Source organism: Streptomyces sp. KL116D (assembly GCF_030766975.1).
Classification (GTDB): domain Bacteria; phylum Actinomycetota; class Actinomycetes; order Streptomycetales; family Streptomycetaceae; genus Streptomyces; species Streptomyces longispororuber_A.
The window spans coordinates 45,079-71,042 of the sequence record NZ_JASERH010000126.1 but is presented as its reverse complement, the minus strand read 5'-3'; the positions used below and the strand labels follow the sequence as shown (position 1 = coordinate 71,042).

Sequence of the window (25,964 nt, the reverse complement as noted above, 5' to 3'; positions counted from 1 at the left end):
CCCCGGCAGGCCCCTCTGCTCCCCTACAGTGCTCCCCTACAGTCCCTCGCCCGCCAGCTTCACCCCGATCCGGCCGCGGGAGCCGATGCCCAGCTTGGCGAGGACACGCTCCATGTGGGCGTCCACCGTGCGGCGGGAGATGAAGAGGCGCTCGGCGATCTCGCGGTTGGACAGGCCGTCGGCCGCGAGGCGCGCCACCTCGTGCTCGCGCTTGGTGAGCGCCTCGCCGTTGGCGCGGCGCTGGCCGGGCACGTCGGGTTCCGGGGCGGCGAGTTCGTCGGTGCCCGCGAGCGCCGCCTCGAAGAGGGCCTCGGCGGGGGCCGTCGCGCCCTGCTGCCACAGCCGCTCGTACGCGTCGGCGCCGAGCGCGGCCCGCGTCGCCTCCGCGCCCGCCCGGTGGTTCTCCACCGAGACCGGCGCACCGCTCAGCAGCTCGCCGCCGGTGGACTGCCACAGCGCGTCGGAGCCGCCGAACAGCCAGGCGGCGCGCTCGTGCCGGTGGTTGCCCGACGCGACCCAGGCCAGCACCTCCACCGCGTAGCCGCAGCCGATGGCGTCGCCGAGGTCCGCCTTGAGCGGCAGCGCGCGCTTCAGCGCCACCTCGCTCGCCTCCGGGTCGCCCTTCGCGAAGTGCGCGAGCCCGGCCACCGTGTACAGGAAGCCGCGCAGCCAGCACTCCTTGGAGCCGGCCCCGAGGCGGGCGAGCCCCTGCACGGTCCGCTCCAGCGCGAGGTCGGCGTCGCCGGAGAGGTGGTACTGGTAGCCCGCCTGCACGTCGAGGGAGACCAGACCGGTCAGGTCGCCGATCGCCGAGAGCCGTTCCTGGGCCTGGGCGCGGGCGAGTTCGGCCCGGTCGAAGTCGCACAGGAACGTGTACGCGCACTGCAGGTACAGCCAGCCGCGGGCCCTGATCAGGGACTCCCCCAGCCGGTCCGCGATGTCGATGCCCTCCCTGATGGCGGGCACCGCCGCCGCCGGGTCGCCCTGGAACACCGTGATGAACCCGCCGACGATCAGCGCCCAGGCCCGCTCCGGGGTGCTCCCGGGGAACGCCTCCGCCACCTTCTGCTGCCAGTACCTGCCCTCCGTGAGCAGCCCGGAGATCTGCCAGTACCCCCACAGGGCGCCCGCCAGACCGGCCCCCTTCTGCACCCGCTCACCGCTGCCGAGCGCGTACTCCAACGCGAGCCGGATGTCCGGGTGTTCGCGGCGCAGCGCGCGGCAGCGGGGCATCTGGTCGTCGCCGATGAAGTGCCGGTCGAAGGCGTCGGCGGCCGTCACGTAGCGGTCGAGGTGGCGGTCGCGGGCCGCCGTCTCCTCGCCGGACTCGGCGAGCCGCTCGGCGCCGTACTCCCGGATGGTGTCGAGCATCCGGTAGCGGGTCGCGAAGTCCCCGTCGTCCGGCCCCGGTCCCGGCCCCGCGCCCGCCTCGTCGACCCGCTGGACGACGGACTTGTCGACCAGGTCGATCAGCACCTCCATCACGTCCGCCGGGGTCAACTCGCCGAATCCGCAGACCTCTTCGGCCGCCGCGAGGTCGAAGACGTCACCGAAGACGGACAGCCGCGCCCACAGCGTCCGTTCCCGCTCGTCGCACAGCTCGTGGCTCCAGTCGATCGCCGTACGGAGGGTCTGGTGGCGCGGGAGCGTCGTGCGGCGGCCCCCGGTCAGCAGCCGGAAGCGGTCCTCCAGGCGTTCGATGAGCTGGCGCAGCGGGACGGCGCGCAGCCGTACGGTGGCCAGCTCGATGGCGAGCGGGATGCCGTCCAGGCGGCGGCAGAGCCGGACGACGTCGTCCCGGTTGGCGTCGGTCACCTCGAAGCCGGGCACGACGGCGGCGGCCCGCTGCTCGAAGAGGGTGACTGCGTCGCCTCCCTCGTCGTCCACGGCCAGCGGCGACACGGGGAAGGTGTGCTCGCCGGGGACGTCGAGGGGCTGCCGGCTGGTGGCGAGGACCCGGACGCCGTCGGTCTCGCGCAGCAGGATGTCGACGAGCTCGGCGCACGCGTCGACCAGGTGCTCGCAGGTGTCGAGGATGATCAGCGCCGGCTGCTCCCTCAAGTGGTCGAGGATCACGTCGAGTTGGGTGCGGGTGTCCTGTTCGGGCAGGCCGAGGCAGGCGGCGAGGGTGTGCGGGAGCAGGTCGGGGTCGCGCAGGGCCGAGAGTTCGACGAGACAGGCCGGCGGCGTCGGGGCGTCGGTACGTGTGGCCACGGCCCGCAGGGCGAGCCGGGTCTTGCCGACGCCGCCGGGGCCGAGCACGGTGACGCAGCGCTGGGTGCCCAACGCCCGTGTCAGGTGCGTCAGTTCGATGTCGCGGCCGATGAAGCCGGTCAGTTCACGGGGGAGTTCGCCGGGGCGGCGGCGCACGATGCCGAACGTCATGGAGCGGATTCTTCCGAGGCCCCCCGGGGCCCGGGGTGCTTCCCCGAAGGTGCCCTCCAACGGGTGACGGTGCGCGTACGCTGGGCGTTTGCTCGGGCGGCGCGGCCCGGCCCCGTGTTTTCGTGACGCGCATGCCGACCGGACACGAACAGCAGCTGGACCGCGACCAGGACCGCGAGCGGGACCAGGCCAGGTCGGTCGACCGCAAGGGCGGACCCGGGCACACCGTGCTGCTCGCCCTGGCGCTCGCCGTGCCCGCCCTGAAGGTCGCGTACACGGTCGGCGGCGGCTCCCACGTACGGGACGTCTTCGTCGGGATGGAACCCGGCAACTGGCCCGACGTGCTGCTCGGCATGGTGCTGACCGAGCCGCTCCTCGGCTGTGTCCTCGGCGTCGTCGTCTCCCGGGTCGTGTTCGCGCTGTTCGCGGCGCGCGGGGCCGTGCCCGGGGGCGACGGATTCGTGCGCACGCTGCGCCGGATCGCGCTGACCGTGGTCAATCCGCTGGCCGTCGGCGTGATCGCCGCCTGCTGCTACGGAGGGTGGTGGGGCCTGGCGACGGGTCTCGCCGCGTTCGCGCTGCGCGAGGGCGTCGTCGTCGAGTACCGGGCGGGCCGGCGCGGCCACCACCACGACCCCGCGTACGAGCCGCCGGGCTGGCTGCGCCGCGCCGCCCGCTCCGAGCAGTGGGTCGCCGCGGCGCTGACCGTCGTCGTGCTGCCGCTGCTCGCCGTCGGGGTGTCCCTGGACGGGCGGGCGTGGACGTCGGTCCTGGAGTGCCAGGTGCAGGACGGCACGGAGACGGGCGCGCAGCGGCTCGTCGAACTGGGCCGCAAGGGGAACGGTGTCGTGGGCTGGAGCCTCGACCGCGAGGAGATCGTCAACGGCACCGGCTGCACCGACACGGGTTCCCTGCGGGTGCGCGCCGCGTGGTGGAACTCCTGAGCCGGCTGGAAGGGCCCTGAGCCGGGCGGAAGGGCTGGTCGGCCCGTGCGCGGCCCCGAAATTCCTTCCCCCCTGCGCGGCCCGCCCGGTACGGTCTCGACCGAGTCACCCGTTCCCCCGTAGAGAGAAGGTCCCGTCCATGGCGTGTCGCATCAGTGAACTCGTGCTCGGCTGCCGCAGCCCCGAGGTGCTGGCGCGGTTCTGGTGCGAGGTCCTGGACTTCGTGGTGCTCGACCGCGAGGGGGCCGACATGGTCGAGATCGGCCCGCGCGAGGGCTTCGGCGGCGCGCAGCCGACGATCATCCTCAGCCGCCGGGACGAGCCGGAGCCCGGCAAGACCCGCCTGCACATCGACGTCAACGCCACCGACCGCGACCAGGACGCCGAACTGGAGCGCCTCCTGAAGCTCGGCGCCCGCCCGGCCGACATCGGCCAGACCGGCGAGGAGCAGTGGCACGTCCTCCAGGACCCGGAGGGCAACGAGTTCTGCCTCCTGAAGGCCCGCCTCAACCCGCTCTGACGGGGCCGGTCAGTCCGCCGGCACCGCGCACGCCCGCAGCACCATGAGCGCGTCCTCCCGGGTCGCGGTCATCGCGAAGGGGAAGCGGTCGAGGTCGAGGCAGAGGGGGACGTCGTCGGGGTGGGATCCCTCGCGTACGCCCTCGGTCAGTTCGGCCGCGGCGCGGGAGCCGGCGGCGCGGCGCAGGAAGCCGGCCGGGTCCGTGGGGGTTCCGGTGGCCCGGTGCGCGATGTACTCGGCGCAGGCCAGGTCCTCGTCGGCGCGGCCGTCCTCGCCGGTGACCACGAACGTGACCGCGTCGGCGCCGTGCCCGCGCAGGAGGCGGGCGGTCGCCTCCGCCACCACGAAGCCCGCGCACAGCACCAGTCGGGCGTCGCGGACCGCGAGGGCGCCGACCGTGCCCGCCGTGGTCTTCTGCACCACGGTCCTGCCGGTGAGGTCGGCCGAGCGCAGCAGCGCCGGGGAGTTGACGGCGTCGAAGCCGGGTGCGGGTGGGCCGTCCTTGAGGGCCACCCAGTCCGGGTGCCGGGACTTGAGGGCGAGGGCCTCGTCGAGCGAACCGGCCAGCACGATCTTCTCGGCGCCCCGGCCGAAGGCCCAGGCGGCGACGGTATAGGCGCGCATGACGTCCACCACGACGGCCACGGAGGGGACTTCGGTCAGTTCGGTGAGCTCGGGGATGCCGAGGAAACGGGTGTCCATGGCGATCATGATGGGCGGAGCCGTGATCCCACGCCACACCCTTGTCGCGTCCACGCCCCTCTGCCATTCTCCGGCGGATGGACATCACCCGAAGACGTCTGCTCAGCGTGCTGGCCGCCGCCGGAGTGCTCGCCACCGTGCCCACCGGGTGGGCGAGCGCCGCCGAGGTGGCGGACGGGGTGGAACGGCTGCTCGCCAACACCGTCGCCGTGTTCGCGGGCACGGCCGACTCCAACTCCCGTACGGAGACGGCGGGCAAGGTCGCCGCGATCGAGAAGACGGCCCGGACGAACCTCGCCGCCCTGGACGCGGCGTCCGGCGCCGACGAGCTCTTCCCCGGGCTGCCGCTGGGCACCAGCGACCCGAACCTCAACACGACGTACCAGCGCGTCTACGAGATAGCCCTGGCCACCCGGACATCGGGCGTCTCCGCTGATCTGTACGGGAGTCCGGCCGTCCAGGACAAGGTCGTCGACGCCCTCACCTGGCTCCACGAGCACTACTACGGCGACCAGTCCGCCGGCTACTACGGCAACTGGTTCTACTGGGAGATCGGCCTCTCGCAGCACATCAGCAAGACGCTGGTGCTGCTCGCCGACCGCGCCCCCGCCGACCTCGTCCGCACCTACGTGGCCTCCATGGACGCGTACCTGCGCAACGGCAAGGACGGCGACGTCGACCTCGACTCGCGGTTCCACACCGGCGCGAACCTCGCCGACATCACCACGAACCGCATCCTCCAGGGCGCCCTCACCGCGGACGAGGCCCGGATCCGCAAGGCGCTCACGGACCAGCTCACCGTCTTCGCGACGATCGACCCCTACGCCCTGGACCACGGGGTGACGGACGGCTATTACGCCGACGGCTCGTTCATCCAGCACGCCTCCGTCGCGTACACGGGCTCGTACGGGAAGGGCCTGCTCAGCCGGGTCGTGCAGACGCTGAAGATCCTCGACGGGACCGGGTTCGCGCACGGCGGCGAGCTGGTGCCGACGGTGTTCGGGTGGGTCCGCGACGGGTTCGCGCCGCTCATCTTCGAGGGCTGGATGATGGAGGCGGTGAAGGGCCGCGCGGTGTCCCGCACCGGCACCGGCTACGCGGACGTGGCGACGGTCGTCGAGGCGGTCGTCGACCTGGCGTCGCTGGCCGAGGGCGAGTCGTCGACGGCGCTCAGGGCGTACGTGAAGCACATCCGTGGCACGTCGCGGGCCGCGCTCGACCCGACGTCGTTCGTCTCCCCGCAGAGCGTCGTCCGGTACGCGGACATCCTCGCCGACACGACCGTCCCCGCAGCCGACCTGAACCCGCCCGCCCGCTCGGCCGCCCTCAACGCGATGGACCGCACCGTGCACCGGCGCCCCGGCTACGCGTTCGCGCTGTCCCGCAGCTCGGCGCGGATCAGCAAGTACGAGTACATGAGCGGCGAGAACCTGATGCCGTGGTTCCAGGGCGACGGCGCGCACCACCTCTACCTGTCGGGCCAGGACCAGACGCAGGCGTTCGGCGTCGACTACTTCACGACCGTCTCGCCCTACGGCCTCGCGGGCGTCACCGCGCCGGTCGAACACCGGGGCACGGTACCGGAGTTGTACGCGGGCAAGCTCTTCTACGACAACCCGTCCCACCCGCTGAACTTCACGGCGTCGTCCGAGTCGCAGAACGCGTACGTCTACTTCCCGACGGCGACGCAGGCCCACTCGGGCGGGGCGGTGCTCGACGCGTACGGCGCGGTCGGCTGGGTGGCCTCGGACGACGTGCCCTGGCGCGACAAGCAGGCCGGGATCCTGCCGGACGACTTCGTCGTCTACCGCGGCGCGCGGGCGACGAAGTCGTGGTTCCTGCTGGACGACGAGATCGTGGTGCTGGCGGCCGGCGTCGGGGACGCGCCCGGCGGGGGCCGGGCGGTGACGACGACGCTCGACGCGCGGATCGCGGCGGCGGGCGACGCGGTGACCGTGACCGAGGGCGAGAACTGGGTGCGCTGGGCGAACGCGACGAGCGGCGTGGCCGTCGGCTACGTCCACCTCGGCGGACCGCGCCCGAAGGCCCGCCTCGACACGGTCACGCGCAGCCGCCGCGTCGTGCGCACCTCGAACCCCGACACGGCGGTGACGAAGCAGGTCTTCTCCCTGACCGTCGAGCAGCCGGCGGGCTCCCGCCCCGCCGCGTTCGCCTGCGCCCTGCTCCCGAACGCGACCTCAGCGGCGGTCCGCGCCACCACTCCCGTCGAGGTCCTCACCAACACCCCGCGCCTCCAGGCCGTCCGGCACCGCGCGCTCGGCCTGACGGCCCTCAACACCTTCGCCTCCGGCACCCACCACACGGCGGGCCTCGCCGTCGAGGGCCCCGCGTCGGTCCTGGTCAGGCGGCAGGGCAAGGAGGTGACGGTCGCCGTGTCCGATCCGACGACCGGGCGGGACGAGGTGAGCGTGGTGCTGCACGGCCCGGCGCTGCGCAAGGTCACGGGCGACGACGCGGTACAGGCCACCCGGGTCCCCGGCGGCACCCGCCTCACGGTCCGCACGCACCACGCCTACGGCCGGAGCTTCTCGGCGACCCTGCGGTAGCCGGGGGCCTCAGAACTCGGCCGTCTCCAGGTCGAGGCACGTTTCCCCAGCTCAGCGCCCTACTCGTCCGCCTCCAGGTCCCCCTCGGTCTCCAGGTACACCTGGCGCAGCGCCGCCAGGACCTGCGGGTCCGGCTTCTCCCACATGCCGCGGGACTCGGCCTCCAGGAGGCGTTCGGCGATGCCGTGGAGGGCCCAGGGGTTGGCCTCGGAGAGGAACTGGCGGTTCGTCTCGTCGAGGACGTACGTCTCCGTGAGCTTGTCGTACATCCAGTCGGCGATGACGCCGGTCGTCGCGTCGTAGCCGAACAAGTAGTCCACGGTGGCGGCGAGTTCGAAGGCGCCCTTGTAGCCGTGGCGGCGCATCGCCTCGATCCACTTCGGGTTGACGACGCGGGCGCGGAAGACGCGGCTCGTCTCCTCGACCAGCGTGCGGGTGCGGACCGTCTCGGGACGGGTCGAGTCGCCGATGTACGCCTCGGGGGCCGTGCCGCGCAGCGCGCGCACGGTGGCCACCATGCCGCCGTGGTACTGGAAGTAGTCGTCGGAGTCGGCGATGTCGTGCTCGCGGGTGTCCGTGTTCTTGGCGGCGACCGCGATGCGCTTGTAGGCCGTCTCCATCTCGGTACGGGCCGACCGCCCCTCCAGACCGCGGCCGTACGCGTAGCCGCCCCACACCGTGTAGACCTCCGCCAGGTCGGCGTCGGTGCGCCAGTCCTTGGAGTCGATCAGCTGGAGCAGGCCCGCGCCGTACGTGCCCGGACGCGAGCCGAAGATGCGGGTCGTGGCGCGGCGCTCGTCGCCGTGCTCGGCGAGGTCGGCCTGGGTGTGGGCGCGCACGTGGTTGATCTCGGCGGGCTCGTCGAGGGACGCGGCGAGCCGGACGGCGTCGTCGAGGAGGCCGATCGTGTGCGGGAACGCGTCGCGGAAGAAGCCGGAGATGCGCAGCGTCACGTCGATGCGCGGCCGGTTCAACTCCTCGTACGGGATGGGCTCCAGGCCCGTCACCCGGCGCGACGCGTCGTCCCAGACGGGGCGGATGCCGAGCAGCGCGAACGCCTCCGCGACGTCGTCGCCCGCCGTGCGCATGGCGCTCGTGCCCCACAGCGAGAGGCCGACGGAGGTCGGGTACGCCCCGTCGTTGTCCTGCCGGTACCGCTCGACGAGGGAGTCGGCGAGCGCCTGGCCCGTCTCCCACGCCAGCCGGGAGGGGACCGCCTTCGGGTCGACCGAGTAGAAGTTGCGGCCGGTCGGCAGGACGTTCACCAGTCCGCGCAGCGGCGAGCCGGACGGTCCGGCCGGCACGAACCGGCCGTTCAACGCCCTTACGGTGTGGTCGAGTTCGTCGGTGGTCCGGTCGAGCCGGGGCACGACCTCGCGGGCCGCGAAGTCGAGGATCGCGGCGACCGGTTCCAGCCCCTGCGGCGACTGAGGAGCGGGGTCCGGGGCAGCGCCCCGGGGCGTGGGCACGACTGACGCCAGCACGTCCGGGACGGCCGTCGCGTCCCAGCCGGCCGCCTCCATCGCCTCGACGAGGGCGCGGGCCTCCAGCTCGATCCGGTCCGCCTCGGTGCGGGTCGCCGCCGACTCGTCGAGACCGAGCGCCTCCCGCAGCCCCGGCAGGGCCTGCGTACCGCCCCAGATCTGCCGGGCACGCAGGATGGCGAGGACCAGGTTGACGCGGGCCTCGCCCTGCGGGGCGCCGCCGAGCACGTGCAGGCCGTCGCGGATCTGGACGTCCTTGATCTCACAGAGCCAGCCGTCGAGATGCATGATGAAGTCGTCGAAGCCCTCGTCCTCGGGCCGGTCCTCGACGCCCAGGTCGTGGTCGAGCTTCGCGGCCTGGATGAGGGTCCAGATCTGGGCGCGGATCGCCGGGAGCTTCGCCGGGTCCATGGACGCGATCTGGGCGTGCTCGTCGAGGAGCTGTTCCAGGCGGGCGATGTCGCCGTAGCTGTCCGCGCGGGCCATCGGCGGCACCAGGTGGTCGATGAGCGTGGCGTGCACGCGGCGCTTGGCCTGGGTGCCCTCGCCCGGGTCGTTCACCAGGAACGGGTAGACGAGCGGCAGGTCGCCGAGGGCCGCGTCGGGGCCGCAGGCCGCGGACAGGCCCGCGTTCTTGCCGGGCAGCCACTCCAGGTTGCCGTGCTTGCCCAGGTGGATCATCGCGTCGGCGCCGAACCCGCCGTCGTCCGCGGCCGCGGCGATCCAGCGGTACGCCGCCAAGTAGTGGTGGGACGGCGGGAGATCGGGGTCGTGGTAGATCGCGATCGGGTTCTCGCCGAAGCCGCGCGGCGGCTGGATGAGGATCAGCAGGTTCCCGCGGCGCAGCGCGGCGAGGACGATGTCGCCCTCCGGGTTGCGGCTGCGGTCGAGGAACATCTCGCCGGGCGGCGGGCCCCAGTGCCGTTCGACGCCGTCGCGCAGCTCCTGCGGCAGCGTCACGTACCAGCGCTTGTAGTCGGCGGCCGGGATGCGGACGGGGTTGCGGGCGAGCTGCTCGTCGGTCAGCCACTCCTGGTCGTGGCCGCCGGCCTCGATGAGGGCGCGGATCAGCTCGTCGCCGTCGCCGGAGACGAGGCCGGGGATGTCCTCGGCGGGCCCGAAGTCATAGCCCTCCTCGATCAGCCGGCGCAGCAGCGCCACCGCGGACGCGGGGGTGTCGAGGCCCACCGCGTTGCCGATCCGGGAGTGCTTCGTCGGGTACGCGGACAGCACGAGCGCCAGCCGCTTGCCGGCGGCCGGGATGTGCCGGAGGCGGGCGTGCCGCACGGCGATCCCGGCGACCCGGGCCGCGCGCTCGGTGTCGGCGACGTACGCCGGGAGCCCGTCCTCGTCGATCTCCTTGAAGGAGAACGGGACGGTGATGAGGCGGCCGTCGAACTCGGGCACCGCGATCTGGCTCGCCGCGTCCAGCGGGGAGACGCCCTCGTCGTTCTCCTCCCAGTCCGCGCGGGAGGACGTCAGGCACAGGGCCTGGAGGATCGGCACGTCGAGCCCGGTGAGCGCGCCCGCGTCCCACGACTCGTCGTCGCCGCCGGCGCTCGCCTCGGCCGGGCGGGTGCCGCCGGCCGCGAGGACCGTCGTGACGATCGCGTCGGCGGCGCCCAGCGCCTCGATCAGCTCGGCCTCGGGGGCGCGCAGCGACGCCACGTACAGCGGCAGCGGCCGGGCGCCCGCGCGCTCGATCTCGTCGCAGAGGGCGTGCACGAAGGCCGTGTTGCCGCTCATGTGGTGGGCGCGGTAGTAGAGCACGGCGACCGTCGGGCCGTCGGCCGCGGCGGGCGTGCGCTCCAGCGGGCCCCAGGTCGGCGCGGCGGCCGGGGGTTCGAAGCCGTGGCCGGTGAGCAGCACCGTGTCGGAGAGGAACCGGGCCAGCTGCTCCAGGTTCGCGGGACCGCCGTGCGCCAGGTAGGCGTGCGCCTCGGCGGCGATGCCGACCGGGACCGTGGAGGCCGCCATCAGCTGGGCGTCGGGGGCCTGTTCACCGCTGAGCACGACGAGCGGGACGCGGGCGGCGGTCAGCCGGTCGATGCCGTCCTGCCAGGCGCGGACGCCGCCGAGCAGCCGGACGACGACCAGCTCGACGCCGTCGAGCAGCGCGTCCAGCTCGTCGAGCGGGAGCCGGGACGGGTTCGCGAAGCGGTACGTGACCGGGGCGCCGGCGAGGGAGTTCGCCGCGCGGGCGCTGAGCAGATCGGTGTCGGACGTCGACAGGAGCAGAAGCTGCTGGGGCATGCGTCGTCTGGCCTTCCTCGGGGTGTCCGCGCCCCGGGTGGTGTCGGACGGCGGGAGTTCCTGGCTCACCCCCGGTGGGGGTTCACAGTGGCGGGACCGCGCCGGAATCGCACCGGGCTTCCTCCCCTGTCGCCGTCGCTGGCGATGTTGTTCCCTGCATCGTACGGGTCCGGGCCATGACCTGGTACGGGACGCCCGTCACAGGGCGATGGGTATGCTCCCCGGCATGCCCGACTCCCCCATACCCCCTGATCCCGGTACGTCCGTTACGTCCCGGGGCGACGCCTGCCCGGGCGCGCTGCGGCTGCACGCCGCGGACGACGGGTTCCTGGCGCGGGTGCGGATACCCGGCGGGGTGCTGACGGTGCCGCAGGCGCGGGCGCTCGGCGCGGCGGCGGGGCGGCTCGGGGACGGCGTGCTGCACCTCACCTCGCGCGGCAACGTCCAGCTCAGGGGCCTGCGGGACGGCTGCGGCGGTGAGTTGGCCGAGCGGCTCGGTGCGGCCGGGCTGCTGCCGTCGGCCGCGCACGAGCGGGTCCGCAACGTGGTGGCGTCGCCGATGTCCGGGCTCGACGGGCGCGGCCACGTCGACGTACGGGGCTGGCTGACCGGGCTCGACGCGGCGCTGTGTGCGAGTTCCGTCACTCCGGAGCTGTCCGGGCGGTTCCTGTTCGCGCTCGACGACGGTCGCGGGGACGTCGCCGCGCTGGCTCCCGATGTCCTGCTGCGGGGCCTCCCCGACGGTTCGGCCCTCCTCCGCCTCGCCACGGAGCCGGCCGGCCTCCGCCTCCCCTACGACACGGCTGCCCGGGCGGCGGTCCTGGCCTCGGAGGTCTTCGCGGAATCGGCCCGCGAGGTGACCGGTCGGCGGGTGTGGCGTGTCCGCGAACTGGGCCTGGCGGAGGGTGAGTTGATGGCGAGAGTGGGTGACCGGCTTCATGGGGCCGGCTTGGCATGGGGCCCCGCAAGGGGCGCGGGGAACTGCGCGACCAGCCACGACGGCGCGGCAGCCGCCGACGGATCAGCAACCGGCAACGGCGCGAAGGCCACGGGGCTCCGCCCCGGACCCCGCTCCTCAAACGCCGGAGGGGCTGAAGTGTTCCCTCCGTTCGGAACCATCACCGGTGACCAGTGGGCCGACCTCACCGACCGGGCCGCCCAACTCCCGCAACAAGAACTCCGGTTGACCCCCTGGAGGGGCATCGTCATTCCCGGCGCCGAGCCGACCGCAACAGAACCGACCCCCTGGACCCGCGTAGCGGCCTGCATCGGACGCCCCGGCTGCGCCAAGTCGCACGCCGACGTCCGCGCCGACGCCACCGCCCACCTCGCCGACGCCCACCCCGACCTCCCCACGTACTGGTCCGGCTGCGAGCGCCGCTGCGGCCGGCCCACCGGCCCGTACGTGGACGTCGTGGCCCGCCCCGACGGCACGTACGACATCAACCACCCCCACCCCGCAACCAGTTGAGAGAGCCGAACCTCGTGTATGACTACGAGAAGGACGGCGCGGCGATCTACCGCGAGTCCTTCGCCACCATCCGCGCCGAGGCCGCGGACGGCCTCGCGGGCCTGCCCGCCGACGTCGCCCAGGTCGCGGTCCGCATGATCCACGCCTGCGGCCAGGTGGATCTCGTACAGGACATCGGCCACTCGGCCGGCGTCGTGGCGAAGGCCAGGGCCGCCCTGCGCGCCGGTGCGCCGATCCTCTGCGACGCCCACATGGTCGCCAGTGGCGTCACCCGCAAGCGGCTGCCCGCCGACAACGAGGTGATCTGCACGCTCCGGGACGACGCGGTCCCCGGCCTGGCCGCGGAGCTGGGCACCACCCGCAGCGCCGCCGCCCTCGAACTGTGGCGGGACCGGCTCGACGGCGCCGTCGTCGCCATCGGCAACGCGCCCACCGCCCTCTTCCACCTGCTGGAGATGATCGGCAAGGGCGCGCCCCGGCCCGCCGCCGTCCTCGGCATCCCCGTCGGCTTCGTCGGCGCCGCCGAGTCGAAGGACGCGCTCGCCGCGAACGACCTGGGCCTGGAGTACCTGGTCGTCCGGGGCCGCCGCGGCGGCAGCGCCATGACGGCCGCCGCGCTCAACGCCATAGCGACCGAGGTGGAGATCCAGGCATGAGCAACGCACCTGTGGCCAAGGGCCGGTTGTACGGGGTCGGGCTCGGGCCCGGCGACCCGGAGCTGATGACGGTCGCCGCCGTGAAGGCGATCGCGTCGGCCGACGTCATCGCCTACCACTGCGCGCGCCACGGCCGGTCCATCGCCCGCTCGATCGCCGCGGAGCACATCCGCGAGGACCAGATCGAGGAGCGGCTGATGTACCCGCTCACCGTGGAGACCACCGACCACCCCGGCGGCTACCGGGGCGCGCTCGACGACTTCTACGCGGAGGCCGCCGCGACGCTCGCCGCGCACCTCGACGCGGGCCGCACGGTCGCCGTGCTCGCGGAGGGCGACCCGCTGTTCTACGGCTCGTACCAGCACATGCACAAGCGGCTCGCGGACCGGTACGACGCGACCGTGATCCCCGGGGTGACCTCCATCAGCGCCGCCGCGGCCCGCCTCGGCGAGCCGCTGTGCGAGGACAAGGAGACCCTCACGATCATCCCGGGCACGCTGCCCGAGGACGAGCTGGCCGCGCGCGTCGCCGCCGCCGACTCGGCCGTGGTGATGAAGCTGGGGCGGACCTTCACCAAGGTCCGCGCGGCGATGGAGAGTTCGGGCCGGCTGGACGACGCCCGGTACGTCGAGCGGGCGTTCATGGCGGGCGAGCGGACCGGCCGCCTCGCGGACATCGACCCGGACTCGGTCCCGTACTTCTCGGTGGCCGTGCTGCCCTCGCGGATCGACGCGACGCCCGTCGTGGACCCCGACCCGGCGCGCGGCGAGGTCGTCGTCGTCGGCACGGGCCCGGCCGGCGCGCCCTGGCTCACCCCCGAGTCGCGCGGCGCCCTGGCGAACGCCGACGACCTGGTCGGCTACACCACGTACCTGGACCGCGTCCCGGTCCGCCCGGGGCAGACCCGCCACGGTTCGGACAACAAGGTGGAGTCGGAGCGCGCCGAGTTCGCGCTCGACCTGGCGCGGCGCGGGCGGCGGGTTGCGGTCGTCTCCGGCGGCGACCCGGGCGTCTTCGCGATGGCCACGGCGGTCCTGGAGGTGGCGTCGCAGGACGCGTACACGGACGTGCCGGTGCGCGTGCTGCCCGGGGTGACCGCCGCCAACGCCGCGGCGGCGAAGGCGGGTGCCCCGCTCGGCCACGACTACGCGACGCTCTCCCTGTCGGACCGGCTCAAGCCGTGGGAGGTGATCGCGGAGCGGCTGCGCGCGGCCGCGGCGGCGGACCTGGTCCTGGCGCTGTACAACCCGGGCTCCCGCAGCCGTACCTGGCAGGTCGGCAAGGCCCGCGAACTGCTCCTCGAAGTGCGGCTGCCCGACACCCCGGTGGTCCTGGCCCGCGACGTCGGCGGCCCCGAGGAGTCGGTCCGTGTGGTGAAGCTGGCCGACCTCGACCCGGCCGTCGTCGACATGCGGACGCTACTGATCGTCGGCTCGTCGCAGACGCAGGCGGTCGTCCGTGCGGACGGCCGGACGGTGGCGTGGACGCCGCGCCGGTATCCGGAGGTGGATTCAAGCCCCTCCGGCGCTTGAGGAGCGGGGTCCGGGGCGGAGCCCCGTGGCGTCGAGCCACGCGGCCGCTTCCGGCACGGTGGCCGCCACCGGGATCCCCGGCGGAGCCGGTGGGCGGCGGACGACGACGACCGGGATGCCCGCCTCGCGCGCAGCGGTCAGCTTCGGCGCGGTCGCGGCGGCACCGCTGTCCTTGGTGACGAGGACGTCGATGCGGTGCCGCGCGATGACGTCGCGTTCCCCGTCGAGGGTGAACGGGCCGCGCTCCAGCAGCACCTCCATGTGCGGCGGGAACGGCGGCTCGGGCGCGTCCACGGACCGTACGAGGAAGTGGGCGTCGTCGACGTGCGCGAACGCGGCGAGGCCCATCCGCCCGGTGGTGAGGAAGACCCGGCCCGCGCCCCGTACGGCCTGCGCGGCGTCGGCCAGCGAGGCGACCTCGCGCCAGTCGTCGCCGTCGCCCGGCACCCAGCCGGGCCGGCGCAGCGCGAGCAGGGGAACATGGGCGGTGGCGGCCGCCGCGGCCGCGTTGAAACTGATCGTCTCGGCGAAGGGATGGGTGGCGTCGATGACCGCGTCCACCGCGTGCGCGCGCAGCCACTCCGCCAGCCCCTGGGCGCCGCCGAACCCGCCGATCCGCACCTCGCCGGGTGGCAGCCGGGGCGCGGCGACCCGGCCCGCGAGGGAGCTGGTGACCTGCGTGCCGGGCTCCGGGACCAGTGCTTCGGCGAGCCGCCGCGCCTCGGTCGTCCCACCGAGGATCAGAACGTGCATCGGGGAACTCCATGGGTGACAAGACTGAGCCGAAAGGGGGTCGCGGGGCCCAACTCAAGCACACGGGTCTGCGGCCCGGCTGGACGACCGGGGCCTGCGCGACGGCGGCGACCACGGCCGCCTACACGGCGCTGCTGACCGGCGACTTCCCCGACCCGGTGACGATCACGCTGCCGAAGGGCCAGACGCCGTCGTTCGCGCTCGCGGTGGAGTCCCGGGACGCGGCGTCGGCGACGGCGGGCGTGGTGAAGGACGCGGGCGACGACCCGGACGTCACCCACGGCGCGCTCGTCCGCGCCACGGTCCGCGCCCTGCCGCCCGGCTCGGGCGTGGTGTTCCGCGCGGGCCCCGGCGTCGGCACGGTCACCCGCCCCGGCCTCCCGCTCCCGGTCGGCGAACCGGCGATCAACCCGGTGCCCCGCGAGATGATCCGCACGCACGTCGCGCAGGTCGCGGCGGCCCACGGCGGCACCGGGGACGTGGAGGTCACCGTCTCCGTGGACCACGGCGAGGAGATCGCCCGCTCGACGTGGAACCCGCGCCTGGGCATCCTCGGCGGACTGTCGATCCTCGGCACCACGGGCATCGTCGTGCCGTACTCCTGCTCGGCGTGGATCGACTCGATCCGCCGGGGCGTGGACGTGGCGCGGGCGGCGGGCCGCACCCACGTGGCGGGCTGCACGGGCTCCACGTCGGAGAAGACGGTGGTCCGTGAGCACGATCTGCCGGAGGACGCGCTGCTGGACATGGGCGACTTCGCGGGCGCCGTCCTCAAGTACGTCCGCCGTCACCCGGTGGACCGGCTCACGCTCTGCGGCGGCTTCGCGAAGCTGTCGAAACTGGCGGCGGGCCATCTGGACCTGCACTCGGCCCGCTCCCAGGTCGACAAGGGCTTCCTGGCGGAGCTGGCCAGGCGCGGCGGCGCGTCCGAGGCGCTGGCCCGCGAGGTGGCCGAGGCCAACACGGGCCTCGCCGCCCTCCAGTCCTGCGTGGCGGCGGGCGTCCCGCTCGGCGACCTGGTCGCCGCCGAGGCCCGCGACCAGGCCCTGCTCGTGCTGCGCGGCGCCCCGGTCGCGGTCGACGTGATCTGCATCGACCGGGCCGGGAACGTGGTGGGCCGCAGCGCCGTCCGGTAGGGACGGGCCGGTTCAGCAGACGTGCCGGTCGCGCTCCGCCGAGTAGAGGTGGCTGTCGCGGAACTGCGAGGCGGCCAGGGTCCGGCCGACCAGGATGACCGCGGTGCGCAGCACGCCCGCCGCCTTCACCTGGTCCGCGATGTCGCCGAGCGTGCCGCGCAGCACGAGTTCGTCGGCGCGGCTGGCGTAGGCGACGACGGCGGCCGGGCAGTCGGCGCCGTAGTGCGGGAGGAGTTCCGCCACGATGCGGTCGGCGTAGCGGGCACCCAGGTGCAGGACCAGGAGCGCGCCGCTCGCGCCGAGCGTCGCCAGGTCCTCGCCGGGCGGCATCGGCGTGGCCTGCTGCGCGACGCGGGTGAGGATCACCGTCTGGCCGACGGTCGGGACGGTCAGCTCCCGCTTCAGGGCCGCTGCCGCCGCCGCGAACGCGGGGACGCCGGGGACCACCTCGTAGGGGATGCCGTGGCCGTCCAGGCGGCGCATCTGCTCGGCGACGGCGCTGAAGACGGACGGGTCGCCGGAGTGCAGGCGGGCCACGTCGAGGCCCGCCTCGTGGGCGGCGACCAGCTCCCGCTCGATGGCGTCCAGGTCGAGGTTCGCCGTGTCGATCAGCCGGGCGTCCGGCGGGCACTCGGCGAGGAGTTCGCGCGGGACGAGCGAACCGGCGTAGAGGCACACCTGGCAGGACGCGAGGGTGCGCGCGCCGCGCACGGTGATCAGGTCGGCGGCGCCGGGGCCCGCCCCGACGAAGTAGACGGTCATCGTTCCTCAACCCCAAGCTTCGTTACGGACCATTGCGTGACCGGCATCGCCTGCCGCCATCCCGTGAACCCGCCGACCGGCACCGCGTGCGCGACGGAGAGCTTCGTCAGGTCGCCGCCGTGGCGCCGGTACCAGGTGGTGAGCAGCGCCTCGGATTCGAGCGTCACCGTGTTCGCGACGAGGCGGCAGCCCGCGGCGAGCGCCGCCCAGCACGCGTCCAGGAGGCCGGGGGCCGTGAGGCCGCCGCCGATGAACACCGCGTCGGGGGCGGGCAGTCCGTCGAGCGACGCCGGTGCCGGGCCCGTCACGACGTGCAGGCCGGGGACGCCGAGCCGGGCCGCGTTGCGGGCGATCCGGTCCGCCCGGCGCGGGTCCCGCTCCACCGCGTACGCCCGGCACGACGGGTGGCTGCGCATCCACTCCACGCCGATCGATCCGGAGCCGCCGCCGACGTCCCACAGCAGCTCCCCGGGCGCCGGGGCGAGCGCGGCGAGGGTCGCGGCGCGGACGTGGCGCTTGGTGAGCTGGCCGTCGTTCTCGTACGCGGCGTCCGGCAGGCCGGGCACCGCGCCCAGGCGCAGCGCCCCGGCGGCCAGCACGCAGTCGACCGCGATCACGTTCAGCGGGTCACCGGGCCCGTGCGTCCACTGCTCGGCGACGCCCTCGTACGCCGACTCGGCCTCCGCGCCCAGCTGTTCCAGGACGGTGAGGCGGCTCGGCCCGAAGCCCCGGTCGGCGAGCAGCGCGGCGACCTGCGCGGGGGTGTCGGCGCCCGCCGACAGGACGAGGATCCGGCGGCCGTCGTGCAGGGCGGCGGCGAGCCGGTCGGCGGGGCGGCCGACCAGCGTGACCACCTCGGTCTCCTCCACCGGCCAGCCGAGCCGCGCGCAGGCGTACGCGACGGAGGAAGGATGGGGCAGGACGCGCAGGGCGGATGCGCCGACGGTTTCGGTGAGGGTCCGGCCGATCCCGTAGAACATGGGGTCCCCGCTGGCGAGGATCGCGAGGCGGCGCCCCCGGAACCGGTCGAGGAGGCCGGGCACCGCGGGCCGCAGCGGCGACGGCCACGGCACCCGCTCGGCCGGGCACTCGGCGGTGGGCAGCAGCGCGAGCTGACGCGGGCCGCCGACGACGGCGTCCGCCTCCCGCAGGGCCGCCCGGGACGCCTCCGGCAGTCCCGGCCAGCCGTCGGCGCCGATCCCGACCACGGTCGCCGCGGGTCGGGCGGGGTTCGCGGGAGTCACTGCCTGGTACCTCGTGCGGGGTGCGTCATGCTCGGGAGGGTGACGAGAAGTCAAGGGAGCCGCACTCTATCGGGCGACAGCGGCGCCCCCGCCGACGCCCCTGGAGCGCCGATGTCCCGCACCCGCCTCACCGGCCGTCCCGCGCCGATCATGCCGAGCCGTGACCTCGCGCTGACGATCTCCTTCTACGCGGACCTCGGCTTCGCGGTCGACGGCCACTACCCCGACGACGGCTATCTGATCCTGCGGCGCGACGACGTCGAACTGCACTTCTTCCACGCCCCCGACACCGATCCGCTGAGCACGGCGCACGCCCTGTACCTGCGGCTCGACGAGGGCGCGCACGTCGTGGACGCGCTGTGCGAGGAGTGGCGGGCGACGGGTCTGAGCACCGACCCGTACGCGACGCCGCGGCTCGTCGAACCCGACGACACGGTGTACGGGATGCGGGAGTTCGCGCTCGTCGACCTCGACGGGAACCTGCTGCGGGTCGGGTCGGGCCTGGAGGCCACCGAGGGCTGACGCGGGGCCGGGAAGGGGCCGGGGCCGACGCGCCGCCCGGCCGCCCGGTCCCCGTGCGGGCCTCCTCCACGGTGTTACCTCAGGGGACCACCGAGCGGGAGGAACGGACGGACATGGCGAGGTACGGGGCGGCGCGGGCCTGGATCGTGTCCGCCGTGGTGCTGGGGGCGTCGGCGGCGCTGCCGGGCACGGTGACACCGGCGAGCGCGGCGGACGACGACGCCACGGTGCACGCCTCCGTCGTGTGGCCGGTCGTCGCGACCCCGCACATGACGGCGGCGGCGCTCGGTTCCGGCTCCACCGCACAGGCGGTCTTCGACGCCGACACGCTCGCCGGGCTGTTCGCGGACGGCGGGCGGCTGCGCGAGGTCGTCGACGCGGGCAAGGGCCGCGAGGTCAGCTGGGTCGTCGACCCGGACCTGGTGATCGCCGCGCAGGCGATGGCGAACGGCTACCGGGTCGCGGACAGCGCCGGCTCCAGCAATCCGCAGGACAGTTCGCAGGGCGCCGGCCAGAACGCGGCGCGGACCTGGCTGGCCCATCTGAAGGACGCGGTCGAGGGCCGTGACGTGTGGCTGCTGCCGTACGCGGACACGGACCTCGCCTCGCTCGCCCATCACCCGGGACCCGACACCGACGATCTGACGGAGGTGGTGGCGGGGCTCGCGGACGGCGCGAAGGAGCAGGTCGACCGGATCCTCGGCACCGGGACGCGGGCGGGCCTCGGCTGGCCGGCGGACGGCGCCCTCGACACCGAAGTGACCGCGCTGAGCGCCAAGTTGGGGGTGACGCGGCTGCTCGCGTCGGGGACGGGGCTCGCTCCGGCGGGCGCCGACCCGGTGACCCTGGGCAGCGGCGACGACGCGCAGACCGCGCTCCCGTACGACCCGGACCTGACGACGGCGCTGTCCCGCATCGAGGACGAGGGCCCGACGGCGAGCCCGTCCCCGAGCCCGTCGCCCTCGCCCTCGCCGACCGGCACCGACGACGCGTCGCCGTCCCCCTCCCCGTCGCCGGCGGAACCGGGCGATCCCGACAGCCCCGACCCGGCGGCGGTCACCCGGATCACCGCGCTCCTGAAGGCGAACACCCGCCCCGTCCTCGTACCGCCCCGCGACCTGTCCGGCACGGCGGCGCAGACGCTCGGTGCGGCGCTCGACGCCGGCACCGACGACGGCTGGCTCGACCTGGAGGGCATCCGCACCTCGGACGACGATCCGGTGGACGGCACGGCCGACGCGAGCGCGGACTACCCGGCACGACTCCGGTCCACCGAGCTGACGGCCGCTCAACTCACGGCCGTGGCAGGCGATCTGGACGGCCTGGAGACGCTGTCGAAGGTGCTCGCCGACCCGAAGACCACCACGGCGTCCGTGCACGCGGCGATGGCCCGCGCCCTGTCCACGGCCTGGCGGGACACGGACGACGGCGCGCAGGAGACGTTCCAGCAGCGCACGTCCGCGTTCCTGTCGACGTCGGTCGCGTCGCTGCGGCTGGTCCCGAAGACCACCGTCACGCTCACCTCGGGCGACGCGACGATCCCGGTGACGGTCGACAACGGGCTCCAGCAGCCGGTGTCCGGGCTCGAACTGCGCCTGACGTCCAGCGACGCGGAGCGCCTGCGGGTCAACGACGGGAAGCTGGCGGTGGAGGCGGCGGGCTCGGCGAGCCACACCTCGCCCATCCGGGTCACCGCGAAGGCCAACGGCAAGGCGGAGCTGACGGCCCGCCTCTACACGACCAGCGACGGCCGGCCGTGGGGCGAGCCGATGACGTTCGACGTGGACGTCACGTCGGTGTCGTCGGGGGCGATCGCCGTGGTGGCGACGGGGATCGGGCTGATCGTGCTGGCGGCGGCGTTCCGGATGCGGCGGGTGCGCAGGCGGCGCGGGGCGCAGCAGGCCGGGGGCCCGCAGGGCACGGGCGGCACAGGCGACACGGGCGGCTCCGGGGGCTCCGGGGGCTCCTCGGGTCAGGACTGAGTCCGGGCCTTCGCCTCGCCGCGGCGCAGCGTCCGCAGGATCACCCACTGGTCGCCCCACCCCATGGCCGTACCGAGCACGGCCATCACGATGCCGACGGCGACCCCGCCGGCGGCCGTGCCCAGGGCGAAGCCGAGGGCGCCGAGCGCGGCGCGCACCGCGAAGCGGACGGCGATCAGGCCGACGGCGAGGAACCGGGTGCGCTTGTTCTTCCACAGGGCCCGCATCAGCCGCATCCGGGTCCGCAGCACGGTCAGCGTGAGGGTGAGGTTGACGATCAGCACGATCGGGATCACCCAGTACACGGCCGGGTAGGCGCGGGCGACGTCGAAGACGCCGGCCAGGCAGCCCATGATCGGGAAGTACCAGGTGGGCAGCCCCTTGAAGTCGGTGCCCCGCATGACCTGACCCGTAGCCGTCTCGCCGCTCATGTCCCAGCCCCCTGTGCCGTCCGTGGTGTGTGGTCCGTTTCCGGTACCACCGAGCTTCGTGGACGGGGGGCGGGTCCCGGCAGAGCGAGGCGTCCTCACCCTGCCGGTACAAATGTCACCGGGCGCCGGCCCGTCAGTCGGCGTCGTCGGCCTTCTGCACGGCCGCCTTCGCGTCCACGATGCCGAGGCCCAGCTTGGCGTTGTCCTTCGGGTTGACGGCGGTGTCCCGGATCGTGGCGATGATCTCGTCGGGCTCCAGGCCCTCGTCGTGCAGGAGCGCGGCGACGGCCGCGACGTAGGGCGAGGCCATCGAGGTGCCGGACAGCTCGCCGTACCCCGAGGTGTCCTTCAGGGTCTCCTTGGTCCGGTACGTGGGGAGCGTGGAGAGGATGTCGACTCCGGGGGCCGAGACGGCCTGCTCCGCACCGAAGTTGGAGAAGTCCGCGGCCGTGCCCGCCTGAGTGCTGGCGCCGACGACGAGAACGGGGGTCTGCACCTTGTACGGCTGGGTGTCCGCGCCGTCGTTGCCGGCCGCGGCGACGACGACCGCGCCCTTGTCGTGGGCGTGCTGGATGGCCTGGTTGAGGATGCCGCCCTGCAGCAGGTTCGACATCAGCGGGCCTTCGCCGAGGGAGAGGTTGATGACGTCGGCGCCGTGGTCGGCGGCCCAGACGATGCCCTTGGTGATGTTCGCGTTGGAGCCGCTGCCGTCGGCGCCGAGCACCCGCACCGGCATGATCTTGGCGCCGGGGGCGCCGCCCGCGATGCCCACGCCGTTGTCGGTGTGCGCGGCGGCGATGCCGGAGACGTGCGTGCCGTGGCCGTTCAGGTCCTTGGGCTCGTCGTCGTTGTCGACGAAGTCGTAGCCGTCGACCAGCCGGCCCTTGAGGTCCGGGTGGTCGAGGTCGGCGCCGCTGTCGACGACCGCGATGACCGTGTCGTCGCCCTCGGACGTGTCCCAGGCGTCGGGCAGCTTGATCGCGTCGAGCGCCCACTGGTCGTCCCGCATCGGGTCCGGCTCGCTGTCGTCGCCGCAGGCGGTGGCGAGGAGGAGGGTGGCTGCCAGGCAGAGGGCGAGAGGTGTACGGGTGCGCATGCTCCGAGCGTGCGGTCGGCCCCCGCCTCACGCATGTGGGGGCGGGCCGTGTGGGTTACCGCCGTGCGGCCTGCTCCCAGTCCGGTGTCCAGTGGTCCGCCGGACGTGCGCCCGCGTACTCCCGCGCCAGGTACGCGCGCAGCGCCGTCAGGCCCGGGTGCGGATTGTCCGCGCGCCACAGCAGGGAGTGCGGGTACACCGGCATCGGATCGCGTACGGGGATCGTCCGCAGGTCGAGGCCCGCCGGGTACGCCAGCGGGGTGCGCGGCCCCATGAACGTGGCCGCCGTCGCCGACCCGGCGACCGTCTGCAGCAGGTAGTCCGAGCCGAACGAGGGGCCCGACGTGTCGATGTCGAGCCGGAACTCCCGCGCCAGCTCGGCGTAGTACGCGGCCCATTCGCTGCCCTCGGCGAGCCCCGGCATCGCGATGCGGTGCCCGGCGAGGTCCGCCATCGCCACGGTCTGCGCGCCGGCCAGCGGATGCCCGGTGCCGGTGACGAGCAGCATCGGCTCGTCGTACACGCGCGTGCTGCGCACCCCGGACGGCAGCTGGTCCTCGGGGACGCGGCGCGCCCAGAACCCGGCGTCCAGGCTGCCGTCGCGCACGGCGGCGAGCACGGCCCGGCCGTCGGCGGCGGTCGCCACCACGTCGAGGGGGACGTCGGGGTGCTCGCGGTGGAAGTCCTGGACCAGACCGGCGACGCTCACCCGGGTCCCCATGACGTCGACCCGCAGCGGCCGCCGCCCCGGCGCCACCGCCCCGGCCGCCCGCTCGACGGCGCGCACCACGGCCTTGGCGTGCGGCAGGAACGCCTGCCCGTCGAGCGTGAGCCGGGCGCCCCGCGGGGTGCGGGTGAACAGGCGGACGCCGAGCTGCCGCTCCAGTGCGGCGATCCGCTTGGAGGCGGCCTGCTGGCTCACGCCGAGCTCCTGCGCGGCGATCTGGATCTGTCCCTCGTCGGCGACGGCGACGAAGGTGCGTACGGCTTCGACATCCACCTCGCCATACAACCACGGGTTGTACGGTCCGGCCGTGTCGGTTGTTTGCTCGGGCCCCTGCCGCGCCGCTTGGATCGCAGCTCATGAGAGTGAGGCTCGGGCGGGACTTCGGATGGCTGTGGGCGGCGTACACCGCGAGCACGGCGGGGACCTGGCTGGCGCTCGACGCCTTCCAGCTGATCGCGGTGCTGGTGCTGCACAGCGGGGCGGCGCAGGTGTCGTTCCTCGCGGCGGCGGGGCTCGCGATGGGGGCGCTGGTGGCGGTGCCGCTCGGGCCGTGGGTGGAGTTCCGCCACAAGCGTCCGGTGATGATCGGCGCGGACCTCGTCCGGTGCGCGGCGCTCCTGTCGCTGCCCGCCGCGTTCGCGCTCGGCGCGCTGTCGTTCGGCCACCTCGTGGTGGTGTCCGTGGTCGTCGCGGCGTCCGACATCGCCTTCAAGGCGGCGAGCGGCGCGTATCTGAAGCAACTCCTGGGCGGGGAAAGGCTCCTGGTCGCCAACGGCCGGTTCGAGTCGACGCAGTGGACGGCGACCGCGGTCGGGCCGCCGCTCGGCGGGGCGCTGATCAGCGCGTTCGGACCGCTGACGACCGTCGTCCTGGACGCCGCCAGCTACGTCCTGTCCGCGCTCGGCCTCCGCGCGATCCGCACCCCCGAACAGCCGCCCGCCCCGCCCGCCGCACGGGGCGCGCTCGGCCTCGGCGAGGGCTGGCGGCACATCCTCGGCCACCCGGTGCTGCGCCCCCTGTTCCTCAACACGGTCCTCGTCAACGGCCTGATCATGGTGGGCGCGCCGCTGGTCGCGGTCCTGATGCTCGGCGACCTCGGCTTCGCGCCCTGGCAGTACGGGCTCGCCTTCGGCCTGCCGTGCCTCGGCGGCCTCGTCGGCTCCCGGCTCGCCCGTCCGCTGGCCGCCCGGTTCGGGCAGCTGCGGGTGCTGTGGGTGAGCGCGGTGGCGCGGGTGGTCTGGCCGGTGGGCCTCGCGTTCGTCGGCCCCGGCGCGGGCGGCCTTGCGCTGGTCGTCGTGATCGAACTGGGCCTGATCACCTGCTGCGGCGTCTTCAACCCGGTCTACGCCACGTACCGCCTCCAGCAGACCGAGCCCGGCACGGTGGCCCGGGTCCTCACCGCCTGGTCCGTCACGGGCAGCGCGACGACCGCGACGCTGACCCTGGCGTGGGGCGGTCTCGCGGCGCTCGTCGGCATCCGCCCCGCGCTGGCGGCGGCGGGCGTCCTGCTGCTGGCCACACCGCTGCTGCTGCGGCCGCTCGCCGGGGGCCGGGCGGCCGCTGAGCGGCTGGCGCCGCCGGTCGACCGGGTCTGATTCCCGCCGCCACCCCTTCGGACCTCAGCGGATGCCCTGGCCTGCGGGTTTGTGCACAGTGGCGGCATGGCTGCCCCCTCCCCCCACGCCGGCCACTACGGGACCGTGCCCCTGGTCCCCGGCGCCGAGCCCCTGCCCGAGCTCGACATCCCGCCGCCCGGCCGGCAGAACCGCGCGGCGGTCCTGCTCCGCCTGCTGCTCCTCCTCCCGCACGCCGTCGTCCTGCTCGTCCTCTCCCTCGCGACGTTCTTCGTGGCGATCGGTGCGTGGTGCGCGGCCCTGCTCCTCGGCCGGCTGCCCGATCCGACGGAGCGCTGGCTGGGCGGATTCCTGCGCTACGACACCCGGGTCAACGCGGCGGCGATGCTGCTGACGGGCCGCTATCCGCCGTTCGAACTGGCGGAACGGTCCGGCTACCCGGTGCAGGTGCGGCTGCACTCCACCGCGCTCAACCGGGCGGCCGTCCTCTTCCGGCTCCTCCTGGTGATCCCGGCGGCGCTCGTGTCGGCGCTGGCGACGGCGGGGTGGTGGGCGGTGTCGTTCGTGTCGTGGCTGGTGGTGCTGGCGCTCGGCCGGATGCCGCTGCCGCTGTTCGAGGCGACGGCGGCGGTGCTGCGGTACCGGATGCGGCTGGGGGCGTACGTGCTGCTGCTCACGTCGTCGTACCCGAAGCGGCTGTTCGGGGATCAGGGGGCGGCGGATGCGGTGCTGGGCACGGTGCGGGGGCCTTCGGCGACTCGGCCGTTGTTCGTGGGTGGGGTCGGGAAGGTGCTGGTGGGGGCGTTCCTGGTGCTGGGGCTGGCGGGCTGGTCCACGAACACGCTGCGCTCGGCTACCCCGACGGAGGTCGCCACGGCGGTCCAGTCGCCGTAACTCCGCCCACCACGTGCCGCGCGCGACTCTCGCCGTGGTTGCTCGCGCCCCTGACAGCACGGCTACCCGCCGTAGCCATCACTGGTTGTCTGCCGAGTGCGACTTTCGTCGTGGTTGCTCGCGCAGTTCCCCGCGCCCCTGAGATGCGCACTTCGTGCGCCATCTCATGGGCGCCCCTGGGGGCTGCGGCGAAGCCGCATGCCCTCCAGGGGCGCGGGGAACGGCGCGAGAAGCCCCACCCGCCCGCAGCCCGCGACGAAACCCCCGTACGGCAGACGCAGTCGGCATTTCAGGGGCGCGGGGAACTGCGCGACCAGCCCCCACCGGCC

Annotated in this window: 20 protein-coding genes and 1 riboswitch; of the genes, 11 read left to right on the top strand and 9 right to left on the bottom strand. The window is 74.2% G+C overall.

What is annotated here, in order from left to right; translation table 11 throughout:
• Nucleotides 1-36: 36 nt before the first annotated feature.
• Nucleotides 37-2,385 carry a LuxR C-terminal-related transcriptional regulator gene (locus tag RBJ77_RS46415; RefSeq protein ID WP_372350479.1) on the bottom strand — a complete coding sequence of 783 codons (2,349 nt, stop codon included), beginning with the start codon at nucleotides 2,383-2,385 and terminating at the stop codon, nucleotides 37-39.
• 131 nt (nucleotides 2,386-2,516) lie between these two features.
• Between RBJ77_RS46415 and RBJ77_RS46410 the strand changes: the two genes are divergently transcribed.
• Together RBJ77_RS46410 and RBJ77_RS46405 are read left to right on the top strand one after the other, a co-directional pair.
• A complete protein-coding gene (locus RBJ77_RS46410) occupies nucleotides 2,517-3,329 on the top strand; it encodes a hypothetical protein (RefSeq protein WP_372350478.1) in 813 nt (270 codons plus the stop codon).
• Nucleotides 3,330-3,468: 139 nt separating this feature from the next.
• On the top strand, nucleotides 3,469-3,849 hold the full coding sequence (locus tag RBJ77_RS46405; protein ID WP_372350477.1) for a VOC family protein: 381 nt from the start codon (nucleotides 3,469-3,471) through the stop codon (nucleotides 3,847-3,849).
• Between the two features lie 9 nt (nucleotides 3,850-3,858).
• Here the strand turns inward: RBJ77_RS46405 and RBJ77_RS46400 are convergent, their stop codons facing one another.
• Entirely contained in the window at nucleotides 3,859-4,551 is a 693-nt protein-coding gene (locus RBJ77_RS46400; protein WP_372350476.1) for a 2-phosphosulfolactate phosphatase, read from the bottom strand.
• 77 nt (nucleotides 4,552-4,628) lie between these two features.
• Here RBJ77_RS46400 and RBJ77_RS46395 point away from each other — a divergent pair, with 77 nt between their 5' ends.
• A complete protein-coding gene (locus tag RBJ77_RS46395; protein ID WP_372350475.1) occupies nucleotides 4,629-7,118 on the top strand; it encodes a polysaccharide lyase family 8 super-sandwich domain-containing protein in 2,490 nt (829 codons plus the stop codon).
• Nucleotides 7,119-7,177: 59 nt separating this feature from the next.
• Here the strand turns inward: RBJ77_RS46395 and cobN are convergent, their stop codons facing one another.
• Nucleotides 7,178-10,855 carry a cobaltochelatase subunit CobN gene (cobN, locus tag RBJ77_RS46390; RefSeq protein WP_372350474.1) on the bottom strand — a complete coding sequence of 1,226 codons (3,678 nt, stop codon included), beginning with the start codon at nucleotides 10,853-10,855 and terminating at the stop codon, nucleotides 7,178-7,180.
• A gap of 54 nt (nucleotides 10,856-10,909) precedes the next feature.
• Nucleotides 10,910-10,979, bottom strand: a riboswitch (cobalamin riboswitch).
• Between the two features lie 102 nt (nucleotides 10,980-11,081).
• Here cobN and RBJ77_RS46385 point away from each other — a divergent pair.
• From RBJ77_RS46385 to cobJ, 3 genes are read left to right on the top strand one after another with little or no spacing between them, the layout of a single operon-like run.
• On the top strand, nucleotides 11,082-12,326 hold the full coding sequence (locus RBJ77_RS46385) for a cobalamin biosynthesis protein CobG (RefSeq protein ID WP_372350473.1): 1,245 nt from the start codon (nucleotides 11,082-11,084) through the stop codon (nucleotides 12,324-12,326).
• Between the two features lie 14 nt (nucleotides 12,327-12,340).
• Entirely contained in the window at nucleotides 12,341-12,982 is a 642-nt protein-coding gene (locus RBJ77_RS46380) for a precorrin-8X methylmutase (RefSeq protein ID WP_372350472.1), read from the top strand.
• Complete coding sequence (gene cobJ, locus RBJ77_RS46375) at nucleotides 12,979-14,514, top strand: precorrin-3B C(17)-methyltransferase (protein WP_372350471.1); 1,536 nt, start codon at nucleotides 12,979-12,981, stop codon at nucleotides 14,512-14,514. Before RBJ77_RS46380 ends, cobJ begins: the two co-directional genes overlap by 4 nt.
• Here cobJ and RBJ77_RS46370 read toward each other — a convergent pair.
• A complete protein-coding gene (locus tag RBJ77_RS46370) occupies nucleotides 14,494-15,267 on the bottom strand; it encodes a cobalt-precorrin-6A reductase (protein WP_372350470.1) in 774 nt (257 codons plus the stop codon). The two genes, cobJ and RBJ77_RS46370, sit on opposite strands and share 21 nt — an antisense overlap.
• 11 nt (nucleotides 15,268-15,278) lie before the next feature.
• Between RBJ77_RS46370 and RBJ77_RS46365 the strand changes: the two genes are divergently transcribed.
• Nucleotides 15,279-16,403 (top strand): cobalt-precorrin-5B (C(1))-methyltransferase, encoded by a 1,125-nt coding sequence (locus RBJ77_RS46365; protein ID WP_372350469.1) that lies wholly within the window; start codon nucleotides 15,279-15,281, stop codon nucleotides 16,401-16,403.
• A gap of 12 nt (nucleotides 16,404-16,415) precedes the next feature.
• Here the strand turns inward: RBJ77_RS46365 and cobM are convergent, their stop codons facing one another.
• On the bottom strand, nucleotides 16,416-17,165 hold the full coding sequence (gene cobM, locus RBJ77_RS46360) for a precorrin-4 C(11)-methyltransferase (RefSeq protein WP_372350468.1): 750 nt from the start codon (nucleotides 17,163-17,165) through the stop codon (nucleotides 16,416-16,418).
• Nucleotides 17,162-18,409: a precorrin-6y C5,15-methyltransferase (decarboxylating) subunit CbiE gene (gene cbiE / locus RBJ77_RS46355; protein WP_372350467.1), complete on the bottom strand. Its 1,248-nt coding sequence runs from the start codon at nucleotides 18,407-18,409 to the stop codon at nucleotides 17,162-17,164. Before cbiE ends, cobM begins: the two co-directional genes overlap by 4 nt.
• Before the next feature lie 111 nt (nucleotides 18,410-18,520).
• Here cbiE and RBJ77_RS46350 point away from each other — a divergent pair, with 111 nt between their 5' ends.
• Together RBJ77_RS46350 and RBJ77_RS46345 are read left to right on the top strand one after the other, a co-directional pair.
• Nucleotides 18,521-18,931 (top strand): VOC family protein, encoded by a 411-nt coding sequence (locus RBJ77_RS46350; RefSeq protein ID WP_255970896.1) that lies wholly within the window; start codon nucleotides 18,521-18,523, stop codon nucleotides 18,929-18,931.
• A gap of 113 nt (nucleotides 18,932-19,044) precedes the next feature.
• Nucleotides 19,045-20,913: a DUF6049 family protein gene (locus RBJ77_RS46345; protein WP_372350466.1), complete on the top strand. Its 1,869-nt coding sequence runs from the start codon at nucleotides 19,045-19,047 to the stop codon at nucleotides 20,911-20,913.
• Here RBJ77_RS46345 and RBJ77_RS46340 read toward each other — a convergent pair.
• From RBJ77_RS46340 to RBJ77_RS46330, 3 genes are all read right to left on the bottom strand, one after another.
• Nucleotides 20,904-21,344 (bottom strand): hypothetical protein, encoded by a 441-nt coding sequence (locus RBJ77_RS46340; protein ID WP_372350465.1) that lies wholly within the window; start codon nucleotides 21,342-21,344, stop codon nucleotides 20,904-20,906. The two genes, RBJ77_RS46345 and RBJ77_RS46340, sit on opposite strands and share 10 nt — an antisense overlap.
• Nucleotides 21,345-21,477: 133 nt before the next feature.
• Complete coding sequence (locus RBJ77_RS46335) at nucleotides 21,478-22,440, bottom strand: S8 family peptidase (RefSeq protein WP_372350464.1); 963 nt, start codon at nucleotides 22,438-22,440, stop codon at nucleotides 21,478-21,480.
• Nucleotides 22,441-22,495: 55 nt separating this feature from the next.
• Nucleotides 22,496-23,440, bottom strand: coding sequence for a LysR family transcriptional regulator (locus RBJ77_RS46330; RefSeq protein ID WP_372350463.1), 945 nt, complete (start codon nucleotides 23,438-23,440; stop codon nucleotides 22,496-22,498).
• Between the two features lie 83 nt (nucleotides 23,441-23,523).
• Between RBJ77_RS46330 and RBJ77_RS46325 the strand changes: the two genes are divergently transcribed.
• Complete coding sequence (locus RBJ77_RS46325; protein WP_372350462.1) at nucleotides 23,524-24,762, top strand: MFS transporter; 1,239 nt, start codon at nucleotides 23,524-23,526, stop codon at nucleotides 24,760-24,762.
• 66 nt (nucleotides 24,763-24,828) lie between these two features.
• Nucleotides 24,829-25,635 carry a DUF4389 domain-containing protein gene (locus RBJ77_RS46320; RefSeq protein ID WP_372350461.1) on the top strand — a complete coding sequence of 269 codons (807 nt, stop codon included), beginning with the start codon at nucleotides 24,829-24,831 and terminating at the stop codon, nucleotides 25,633-25,635.
• Nucleotides 25,636-25,964 lie beyond the last annotated feature (329 nt).

Bases quoted from the DNA above. Each gene is read 5' to 3' on its own strand.
- RBJ77_RS46415 (WP_372350479.1), bottom strand. From the start codon at position 2,385: ATGACGTTCGGCATCGTGCGCCGCCGCCCCGGCGAACTCCCCCGTGAA.
- RBJ77_RS46410 (WP_372350478.1), top strand. From the start codon at position 2,517: ATGCCGACCGGACACGAACAGCAGCTGGACCGCGACCAGGACCGCGAG.
- RBJ77_RS46405 (WP_372350477.1), top strand. From the start codon at position 3,469: ATGGCGTGTCGCATCAGTGAACTCGTGCTCGGCTGCCGCAGCCCCGAG.
- RBJ77_RS46400 (WP_372350476.1), bottom strand. From the start codon at position 4,551: ATGGACACCCGTTTCCTCGGCATCCCCGAGCTCACCGAACTGACCGAA.
- RBJ77_RS46395 (WP_372350475.1), top strand. From the start codon at position 4,629: ATGGACATCACCCGAAGACGTCTGCTCAGCGTGCTGGCCGCCGCCGGA.
- cobN (WP_372350474.1), bottom strand. From the start codon at position 10,855: ATGCCCCAGCAGCTTCTGCTCCTGTCGACGTCCGACACCGATCTGCTC.
- RBJ77_RS46385 (WP_372350473.1), top strand. From the start codon at position 11,082: ATGCCCGACTCCCCCATACCCCCTGATCCCGGTACGTCCGTTACGTCC.
- cobJ (WP_372350471.1), top strand. From the start codon at position 12,979: ATGAGCAACGCACCTGTGGCCAAGGGCCGGTTGTACGGGGTCGGGCTC.
- RBJ77_RS46370 (WP_372350470.1), bottom strand. From the start codon at position 15,267: ATGCACGTTCTGATCCTCGGTGGGACGACCGAGGCGCGGCGGCTCGCC.
- RBJ77_RS46365 (WP_372350469.1), top strand. From the start codon at position 15,279: ATGGGTGACAAGACTGAGCCGAAAGGGGGTCGCGGGGCCCAACTCAAG.
- cobM (WP_372350468.1), bottom strand. From the start codon at position 17,165: ATGACCGTCTACTTCGTCGGGGCGGGCCCCGGCGCCGCCGACCTGATC.
- RBJ77_RS46350 (WP_255970896.1), top strand. From the start codon at position 18,521: ATGTCCCGCACCCGCCTCACCGGCCGTCCCGCGCCGATCATGCCGAGC.
- RBJ77_RS46345 (WP_372350466.1), top strand. From the start codon at position 19,045: ATGGCGAGGTACGGGGCGGCGCGGGCCTGGATCGTGTCCGCCGTGGTG.
- RBJ77_RS46340 (WP_372350465.1), bottom strand. From the start codon at position 21,344: ATGAGCGGCGAGACGGCTACGGGTCAGGTCATGCGGGGCACCGACTTC.
- RBJ77_RS46335 (WP_372350464.1), bottom strand. From the start codon at position 22,440: ATGCGCACCCGTACACCTCTCGCCCTCTGCCTGGCAGCCACCCTCCTC.
- RBJ77_RS46325 (WP_372350462.1), top strand. From the start codon at position 23,524: ATGAGAGTGAGGCTCGGGCGGGACTTCGGATGGCTGTGGGCGGCGTAC.
- RBJ77_RS46320 (WP_372350461.1), top strand. From the start codon at position 24,829: ATGGCTGCCCCCTCCCCCCACGCCGGCCACTACGGGACCGTGCCCCTG.